This is a genomic window from Candidatus Hydrogenedentota bacterium (assembly GCA_035416745.1).
Classification (GTDB): Bacteria; Hydrogenedentota; Hydrogenedentia; order Hydrogenedentales; family SLHB01; genus UBA2224.
This window is the reverse complement of sequence record DAOLNV010000134.1, coordinates 1-9817: the sequence shown is the minus strand read 5'-3', so window position 1 is coordinate 9817 and position 9817 is coordinate 1. Positions and strand designations below refer to the sequence as shown.

Here is a 9817-nt window from a genome sequence, read left to right as displayed (position 1 = left end):
TAAGGACGCAGATTCCACTTATGCCCGTGGTCCTAAAATCGGGGGTAACCGCAGGCCGCGCGCTAACCTACAACTCCGCACAACGCCTGGCCCGCATGCGCACCCACCCAAACACCAACCCCCGCGACCTCGCCGCCGAAGAAACCATCCTGAAACAGGCCAAGAAAGAAGCCCAACGCACAGACCAACGCATCGATGACCTGTAAGAATAGGAACATGGAGCAATCGAAAACACCGACGGCCACGCCAGCATGACCAACGAAAACCAAGTAGAGTAGTGTCAAGAATCAGCTGTAAACCGGCTCTGACGAGTTGCATTGCGTTCAGCGTCCGATTCTGGCCTGAGCCAATTGACCAAGCCTGAAGGAGCAAGGGCAGTATACCCTCTTTCATTTGGAACGGATTGCCCATTCTCATGTTGGACACGACAGGCAACATATCCCTCGACACGGCTGACCTCTTTGCCCGACTCGATGAACATGTCGTCAAGTCCTGGGTCACGGGACTTGGACCCCGGTCGCGAATTCGAATCCCACCCCCGCCAGGTGGACGGACCTTCAGCGACGACACCGCGCGGCCGTGGATCACTCGACTTGGATGCCCTGCAGGATGGCGTCATTAAGTCCCATAGCCTGCATGCGGATCGTGATCTCGCCGTGAGCGTCAGGCGTGACACCCTCCACTCGGACGTCTGCGGCCATGCCCGCTTGGCCGGCGGCTTGGGCAGGGTCCCAACTCTCTCGCACGACGCGGCCGTTGACCTCGATGCGCATCGGTCGTTGGCCCAAGTCGTTGAGCCATAGCTCCGCAAACTTGAGTTGGACTGTGTACACCCCGGGCAGCAGGGGGACGGAATAGCCGAATGTGTTGCCGCTGCGGGCGGTCTGGTACAACGCCTGGTCGTACAACGTGGGCGAGGCCTGGCTCACCGGCGCTTCAGACTGAATAGCGGTTCCGCCGTCGAACTGCGCGTCGGCGCTCCATATGAAGCTGTTCCAGTCAATAAACTCCTTGTCAGCGCCAGCGTCGATGCGAACCACCTGTCTCGCTTCTGGAAGGATCTCAATGGCTTGGACGAGCGCCTTGTCCGTCTTCTGCATAGGTTCAAATCCGCTGGTGAATCGGAGAACCAGTCTGCCTTCTTCGTCGGGAACCAGATGGCGAAAAACGCGCTCATAGGCTATGTTAGGCCCGTGTGCGGCTTGGCAGACGTCGAAGTTGTCGAGCACGCGGCGCCCATTGATGCTCAGGTCAAAGGGGCGCTCGAACGACCACGCGTACTGGATTTCCGCGAGCTTTAGCCGTAGAGCATAAATTCCCGGTTCCACTGGAACGGCGTAGGTGAAGTCACGCCCCGTTCGACCGTTTTGATAGAGTTCCTGGTCGTCGTCCGTTGGCGACGCATTGCGCACAGGCGCGCTTGTTGATACCGCATCCCCTCCTGTGAAGAAGGCGTCCCGGGACCACACATTACCCGTATGGTCAGTGTAATCTTCTTTCGCTCCGCATAGAATGCGAAGGCAGGTGCCCTGTCGTGCGGAATCCGGAGTCGCGTACACGATCCTCGGCATCCAGGCGATGATGTCCGTATCGGGAGACGTTCCGCGGTCCAGTACGAATCGAATCGTGTCGCCGACAGCGACATCACGGCAAGAATGATGCATGATGCCCCGCAAGCTGTTGATAGGCACCTCAGCCCATCCCTGTTCGGGCCATACTTGAGTGTCGTTGTGAAGTATTCGGACGTGTAACGGATTCCCCATCGCCTGCCGGTAGCACTCCTTTATCACACGACCAACGACGGTGACTTCTCCCGCTGTCGGCGCGGTCCATGCGCGGACACAGACGGCCTCCTGAGAGGCCTGCTGCCAACCTCGTCCTACCCTCGCCTGGCCGGGTCCCTCCCAATAACCTTCAACTCCCCCCGGCTGATTCGGCGTGCCGCCGAGATCGCCCGCGGCGCTTCTTGTGGGCGGCACCCATGTCATGCCTACGAACGTGCGGCCGTCTGCACTGGTTTCCGCCTTCCACCCATCGCGGCCAGTCTGCGAAAAATGCCCGCCGAGGGCTGCATACGCGTTCGGGCCGTCACGCATCCGTTCCGCGGAAGTCCACTCGCTTGTCTTGCCCTCGCCATTCACGGCGCGAACGGCATAAGGCGCGTTGATGTTCCAACCCGGACTGTGGTCGAAGTAGTAAGTTCCAATGCTTACTTTACCGATGACATTCCCGTCGCGACTCACTTCATAGAGGCTTATCCAGTTATCATCGAAACCTGGTGACCAGTAGACTGCGACACCGCTGTGGCCGATGTTGGTTTCACAGCGGGCGAACGCTCGTCCCGGCGCCGTTGGAGGGGTCGCGTCGCGTCCCGCCCCCGGCATGTCCGAAAGACCAAAGTAGATCAATTCTCCCGGCGGGGGATCCGTGAGGACAACACCGGTTGCCATAAGGTCGGCGCCGGTTCGTGTTGAACGGTCTTCCGAGCACTCATAACCGACCTCGTACCCATGCTCGGGCAACAGGCCCTTGGGATAAATCGTGACCTCTCCCTTGGGCCGGTGTTTGAGCACGATACAGGCCTTTTTGGCGTCGTAGCTGATCCGTTGATCATAGTAATACTCTTCGTCGTTCTTAATCCCTGGATGCATCATGTGCGACCAGCGTCCCGTGACACCTTCCTGGCGGAGATATCGGTAGATCTCCATCAGACGCCGGAGTTGGTCCTGCTCCGGCCCCTCCGCCCGCAGGTACCATCCCGGCACCATGGAGAGCATGCCGGGGCCGGTGTCCGGGTTATATTTAGACCCTGATTGAAGCAGCGCTTCAAGCAAATCCACCCACTTGTCCGGCACTTCGAGGTAAGAGAAGTAATGGTTGGTCTGCTCGCCCCGTCCCATATCCGATAAGTAATTGACGTCGGCATAGCGCTGAATCTCGAATTGGTGCGCGTACCGGCTGCCGCCGCAACAGGTGTGGAACGAGCACCGTGGATTGGCCTGCAGAAAGCGTTCGATCTGTTCGCGGATCGCATGCTCCCCTTTGAGGCCGAACCGGCCGAAACCGTCCGTCCGCCATTGGAAGTTGCCCCATGCCCCAACCTTGGTGTCCAACAAACCCGCCGACGGGCGGCCCGCCATCCACAGCAGCCATTTCATGTCCATCTTGTCCAGGTAGCGCAAGGTCTCGGCGAAATCCGGGCCCTCATGCGTCGGCGAGAAGACCACGGCATACGAATCCTCGATCGGCCATCCCGGGTATTTCGACCAGCCGGCGTCGTCCCAGAGCATCTCCATGCCCATGGCACGCATGAGGTCGGCATCCATATCCAAGAAGGCCAGGCGTGCGGTAAACTGCTCCTGAAGATTGCGCGAACAGAAGAACCACGGCACGGCCCATTTCGTTCGGGCATAGTAGTCGCCGTTTGTGTAGTCCCAAAGATACTCATACTGCCAGTCGTAGACTCGGCGGCCCATATCATCCAGATCCCCGGTGAATACACCCAAGGTGATTAAAGGCAGCTGGAGCCGTTCGCCGGCGGCAAGCGAATAATTCACAAGCCCCGGGAAACTCGCGGACAGGACCGCGTGTCCAGCGGCACGGTCAAAGCCGAGCGTCCAAGTTCCCAGGTGGTCCAGCGCGACAAAGAGACCGCCGCCCGGTTTATCGGGCATATTCCGGGTGAGGGCCATCCAGGGCACATAGTTATCCGTTCGGTCTCCGAGAAGTGTACGGTGATAGGTGTCGTTGATCTGCGCGCTCTCCAACTGACCCTGGTTGGGCCTGCTTGTCCCGCCGCACATCCAGTAATGGGTCATGTCTGAAGTCTCTTGGCTCCGAAGACTAAGGCTCAGAGATGTTGGCGACGCCAATATCCGCGGAGAGGCCGTCGCATTTTCGAATTCGACCCATTGGCGCAGTACGGAAGTTCGGGGGTATGCCTGAACATACAAGTATGCGCGTAAGCCATCTCTGTTAAGGGTGAGCTCCAATTGAACAGCCGGACGGCCGCCTACGCCAATTTGACGAACGGCTCCGGATTCCAAGATCCACCTGTCATACCCGTCCGGCAGCTTGGCAGGCAAGCTGGTCCTGTCCACAATGCGATATACACTGATGCGGGCTTGTCCGTCACCTCCGGCATACTCCGCGCCGCCGCGGATATCAACGACGCCATCCTTGGGTGCCTTCCACACCCGAATCAGTTCGTACGCGTTAACGAGGCGAAACCTTGTTGCACCAAGACTTGAGCATTCTGCCGGCGCGCGGAAGCCGCTTGGCACGCGGGCTTTGTCTTGCCCAGGCGCGGGCGACTCCAGCACCTCGCCCAAAGTATCCATGCAGCCTGTGCCTGGGGCATGTGCGTAGTAATGCCAGATCGGGCCTTGAACAAGTTCTGTGTCGTCCGACGAAACGTATTCGTGGCCGTCGCCATAGTCGAGCGTCGTCGTCCAGTTGACCGTCGCGCCGGCGTCATCCGCACTCGTCGCCACACCGAATCCGACGAGGTCGTCCTTCTCTACGGCAAGACGGAGATTGTCCACCCCCGGATCAACCGACATCCCGGCGACCAGGAGCCTCGACCAGACGCTGTCAGGCGTGAGGGAACCCAGGCACAGGGGATCTACTCCGAATGGGGCCGATGGCGATGCGTAATCCCAGGGCAGATCCGTAAGATTGTTCTGGACACTCACCAGTCGCAGCTGGCCATCCCGGCAATCGTATACCATCTGCACGGCCTTGGTGCCGATGGCCCATAGTTGTTTCCCGGGGTCCGACCGGGCGAACGCGTCGCCTTCACGGATTTCCAAGGCGGCCATGCAGGGTACGGCTACACAGAAGGCTGCAATACTCACCCCTAGGGCTCTCATCATGATAGTGTTTCCTGGGAATACACTCGACTGTTGGATAGTACCACGGTTTCCGAGGGGAACACACGCTACGGAGCCATATTGCTAAGATACCTGTCCGTGCTCAAACCACTGCTTACGTGACGCCCCGAAATCACCCATCTACCTTCCCGGGACGCCCGAACCATCTCCATACCCCCGCATCCACCCATTAGCAAGTCGCGCAACAGCGCCTTGCCGTAACAGTCGCCCGGCGCAGACCCCATCATCGAACCAAAATCACCGAAATAACCGACTCTCACCCCTCAACAGATGCCCTCACCCAAAAATCACGCTCTTATCCGGATTCGGGGCCCAGGCAATTTGTGTTCGATCCAATCGGTTCTCTCCAAGCTTGAAGCGGGCGGCATCAAGCACTACATTTACTTCTGCCAAGTTCGACGCTTGATCTGGCAGAAGCACAGTCAAGATTGGGCGAAAGTATCTGACCATCGAAAGCGAAGACCACTCCGGGGGTATTCAACGCTTCCGATACTTCTTCAATCCATCCAAAATCCGCTCTCCTGCGATCGTCCTGCCTTCCATGCTCCGGTAAGATCACAAATGGCAAGACGATACCATCCCCGGTAAGATCTTAGATGGCGCGATTCGCGGCATTGACGGTATCGATAAACAGGACTACAATCGCAGCAAATCAGTCTGCGACGGTCGCAGGCGGACTCATTTGGGAAATTGCGGTTGGGGTGAAGTATTCACTAAGGGAACGAAATGAAGCGCCTCATAGTCATGGCATTGGTATTATCGGGAAAGGCTGTTCTCGTTCTATTCATCGTGTTTCTCTCTTTGCCGATCGTCTCTTTTCTCGCGGGTTGCGGCTTCGTCACCAAGGAACACTTCAACTCCGTAATCTTGGTCCCCTCACTTCCCTATGCGCTCGATGATTCTATTGAATTGGCAAGTTTCAGCTTGCTAGGTGTTCCGCAAACAAACAACAAGGTCCTCTGGACCGAGATTAGCCGTGAGGAGGCGGACTCCTTCGGCCTCTCTTTCCAAGGAGTTGGCGAGCCGATAGGGAACCTTGACGTGGATATTACGGGCGTGTCGATCTATCTGCCGGGGGAGGACGCAATCGACATTCCAGTGTCGACGCTGGAAAAGCGGGTGACCAACAAATGGTGCTCGCCTGCTCGCGGCAGAGATTTCTCAAAGGCCACGGCGGAAGAAACTGGTGAGGCATTCGTCTACATAGGGGGCGCTGCAGGCGAGTCTGCCCAGGCGTTGGGCATTCCAGGCGGGTTCTATTTCATGGTGCTCCCGGACGGAGAACGCGGAAGTGTAGAGTTTTCTTGTCAACTCCCCCCCGACCGCCGCGTCCCTCTGCGCGCGGGTACCGTATTCCGGCTTTACCTTGCAGTAAAAGGCGAACGCCAGACCCGTAATCATGTTCTGGATCTCAAGGTAGAAGGGGTCGATGAACGTGTCGAAACAAAACACGGAATCCAACGAGCCGTAGAGAGTTTTTGACATTAAGACGTATATGACCCAGCGCGGCAGCCGCAACCGAAGCTTTCCTAAACGAAGAGAACCACGAATGAATTTGGCGGAGCATAACCGCAACCAATGGGCCGGATCCGGGATCCACCGGCCAACGCATGCGCCCTTCAGGCGGCACGCGGGCCCGCCTGACCCCGTTGCCCCGCCAGCGCCAGTAAGCCTACGATAGGAACAGGGAAGGGCAATCATGATAATCCGGCGACTGCGTTGCACCCGGGTTCTGGTGGTGCACTCTCTCCCGCTGTGCTATGGTCTTCACTTGGCTCGCCGTAGCATATTCGCGAAGGCGGCTGACCATAGCACTCTCACGACCGAAGGTCTCCAAACCTCTCGTCTCCCTTATCAGCGGCATCCGTGCAATCCGTGGTCACAGAAGCTCCTCCGTTTCCCCCGCCTCGCCCTCCTTCCTAACCGGCATCCAGCGGAGGGTGGGATCGCCGTGTTCTTCGAAAGCGGCATTTAGGGCGTCCCGGAAAGGTTGGCTGATGTCAGCAGACGACAGCGCAGGATCATCGAGACACTCCAGTAGAAAGAAGATGTCATTCGACGGAGCGCTCTGGACATTGGGAACCCGGTCCAGAATGTTGCGTATATCAGACTTCGGGAACCGGCCGATGTAGGTGCAGCTGCAGGCGTCGTAGACGTCCACGAGGTCGCCCGGCGCCGCGTCGAGGTCCTGTGGCGGGTCCCGGTCAAAGACGCCAGGATAGTCCTTCGCGTTTTGTGCGCGCAATGCCTGTATCTCTCTTCTCCTGCGGCGTTCACCACGTTCCTGGGAGATGAATCCCACCAGCCATGCCGGGAGCGCCAAGAGAATCCAGACGCCGTTCTTCGTGAAGACCGCCAGGAGAATCGAAACGACGAACACGAACCCGGCGAGAGCAAAGACGGTAGACGGGTGGTCGTCTCCCGGCTTCTTCTCCTTCGCCTTTCGTCCGGACAGCCAACTGCCTATGATGCTCGCGAGCAAAATGGTGCCCACCACAGCAAAGAAAATGCGTTCGAAGGGGCCGGGCACCGTCTCTGGTTCGGTACCCTCCGCGCCGCTCTGAGCCATCGCAACGACAGTCGGAATCAAGAGTCGCACGGCTTGAATCTCAGTTCGGTGGGCGGCTGGACGCCCGCCTTCGCCAAATCCTCCGCGGCGGTGTCTTCGTGAAGATATTGATAACTGAGGTAGGCGAAGTGGGATGGAATCCCCAGCAGTTTCAGGAACTCCTCGAGAACGGTCTCGGCGAAGGTCTCCTGTTTGCCGAGAATTTCGAGGACCTGCTCATCGCTCGTGCCGGGGGGAAGGATGGGCCGTAGCGCTTCGAGGTGGGTATCCAGGTCTGCGTTCGGGGTGCCGGAGTCCCCGAATCCCTCGCCGAGCGGCGGCACGCCGAACTCCTCCGCGAACTTGTTGTATTCCTCGCGGATACGGCTCGCAGACTCGTTGATCAAATCGCTATACCGCTGAATGTCTTCCTCTGTGGCTGTGCCGTTTTCCATGCGTTTCTGGATCGTGCGCAACTCCTCAGGCCACGCATTGGCTATCTGTTGCTGCATCTCCTTCGCCGCCGCTTCGAGGCCCTCCTGGCTGTGTTTTCCCGGAAACTGGACAACGTTAGAGAGCGCCGGCCCTGTTTCCTCGAAGCTCTCGAATCCGGCGAGCGAATTGAAGGAAGAGACCAACTCGCCGCGGTTGTAGAGCTGGAAATACCACGAATCGCTGTCGTTCACCAGACACATCATGGCGTGGGTCACCAACGCCTTGGACAATTCCGCGGCAACCGCCTCGCAGGCCATCAGATCCGAATCGAGGACGCACACCCAGCCGTTATGCGACGGGAACACGTCGATCCCCCGCACGGGGGACTCCATGAAGCCGAGGGACACCTCGACCGGTTCGTCGCTTGGTTCGAAGCCGGAGTCGCGCATGCCCTTTTCGATGATGTCGAGCACGGCTGCCGCATCGCCGCAGTTCACGTGGATGCTGTTCGCAAAACTACCCATGAGAACGACCTCCTGAGGGGGTTTGGCCGTGGTTTACAGGTCCAGGGAATTTGCAGGTCATTCCCAGCATACACAATACGCGTTGAACCGTCGACTAAAGGCAGTGCTCGACCCACTACAAAAGAAGACGAAGCTAAAGAATGCTTCAATGACGGAGTCTCATGGCAATTACACCCGAAAGCCTTGAGCCGCAAAACAAGGCGCGGTTTACGCGTGAGGCGCGTCTTACACGCGCTCCGCAGAACACGCGCCACATCTGCAGTCCGCGAAAACGAAAAGTATATGTAGGAGACGCGGTTTAAGCGTGATACGCGTTGTACGGGCGGAAAAGAGTGGACGCGCCAGCCCATCACCAAGGTCGTGCCCGAGCACGAGAACACCCGGGCATAGAGTCACAGCAACTTGCACGCGCGCAACCAACCGCCCACGAACACGGACACTATTCTGCTTTGAGCAGCCGACTGGCCACCTCAGCGGGCAGAGAGGGAGACATCTCCCGCGTCTTTCCAAACCTTCCCTTCGAGATTACCGTCGCATTCACCAAACCATAAAGGTCCAAAGAGTTCAGCATATCCGAAAATCGCCTCTGCGAAATTGCCGTAGTGCCCTGCGCCTTGCACAAGTCCGCATACACCTGAAACGCGTCCCCTGTAGACAAGCGCCCCCGCCTCTGAGCAAAACCCAGATAGCAGGCCTGCAACGCGAGCTGTTGCTGCCGCGCCAAAGACCGAATAAGCTCCTCAGTCTTATCCAACTCCAAACTCCGCTCCGCCGCATCAACCTCAGCCTCCGTCAACCTGCCCGAGCCTTCCTCCGCCAACTTCACAGCCTTGGCCAGGAGTTCCACCGCCTTTCGCGCATCGCCCGTTTCCCGCGACGCAAATGCGGCAGTCTTGCGCACGGCGCCCTCCTCCACCTTGCTCCCGTCCAGCGCCTTCTCCACCCGCAGCCTCAGGATCTCCACGAGATCCATTGCATCGTACGGCCCGAAGATCAGGTCCGTCTTCTTATGAAGGGGTCCCTTTCGAATCCCGGCCTCTCCGCCATCTAATTTTCCTCTTTTCTAACCCCTTCATTTCGCAAATCTTATGGTTTCAGGGCATTCCGTAACTGGTGCTTGTGCGGACCTCTGTGCAAGCTCTCAGCGAGATGGGGCCAGTGCTGTCCGCGGCGAAAGAGCGCGCCGTCAGCTCAGGCATGACTGTCGCTATGCCGGGTGAACTGGAATCTCTGTCCTTTTTCAGAACGAAGTTCTCGCGCACGCCCTGTGCCTTCTCGCCAAGACACCGCCCCTGCCGCTATGCTTCAGCACAGCCACCGGTCCCACGCGATTGATTCACATGACCGTTCTCTGGTTAACTCAGGCAACGTCGTCTTCGGAATCATGATGGTGACGCCGCGAACATAACAATACGTTG

The 9817-nt window shown here is 58.3% G+C and carries 6 protein-coding genes; 2 read left to right on the top strand and 4 right to left on the bottom strand.

Features of this window, described 5'->3' with window-relative positions; genetic code table 11:
* A partial coding sequence (locus PLJ71_21700) for a hypothetical protein (GenBank protein ID HQM51304.1) occupies positions 1-206 on the top strand: 206 nt, incomplete at its 5' end.
* Between the two features lie 378 nt (positions 207-584).
* Here PLJ71_21700 and PLJ71_21695 read toward each other — a convergent pair.
* Entirely contained in the window at positions 585-4874 is a 4290-nt protein-coding gene (locus tag PLJ71_21695) for a malectin domain-containing carbohydrate-binding protein (GenBank protein ID HQM51303.1), read from the bottom strand.
* Positions 4875-5618: 744 nt separating this feature from the next.
* On the opposite strand from PLJ71_21695, the gene PLJ71_21690 reads away from it, so the two are divergent.
* Positions 5619-6374 carry a hypothetical protein gene (locus tag PLJ71_21690; protein ID HQM51302.1) on the top strand — a complete coding sequence of 252 codons (756 nt, stop codon included), beginning with the start codon at positions 5619-5621 and terminating at the stop codon, positions 6372-6374.
* A 397-nt stretch (positions 6375-6771) separates the two neighbouring features.
* Here the strand turns inward: PLJ71_21690 and PLJ71_21685 are convergent, their stop codons facing one another.
* The 3 genes from PLJ71_21685 to PLJ71_21675 all read right to left on the bottom strand — a co-directional run bounded on the left by PLJ71_21685 (position 6772) and on the right by PLJ71_21675 (position 9363).
* The gene (locus PLJ71_21685; GenBank protein ID HQM51301.1) at positions 6772-7491 is read right to left on the bottom strand and encodes a hypothetical protein; all 720 of its coding nucleotides are present in this window, start codon (positions 7489-7491) and stop codon (positions 6772-6774) included.
* Entirely contained in the window at positions 7479-8399 is a 921-nt protein-coding gene (locus tag PLJ71_21680) for a hypothetical protein (GenBank protein ID HQM51300.1), read from the bottom strand. Before PLJ71_21680 ends, PLJ71_21685 begins: the two co-directional genes overlap by 13 nt.
* A 439-nt stretch (positions 8400-8838) precedes the next feature.
* Positions 8839-9363 (bottom strand): hypothetical protein, encoded by a 525-nt coding sequence (locus PLJ71_21675; GenBank protein HQM51299.1) that lies wholly within the window; start codon positions 9361-9363, stop codon positions 8839-8841.
* Between the last annotated feature and the right edge of the window lie 454 nt (positions 9364-9817).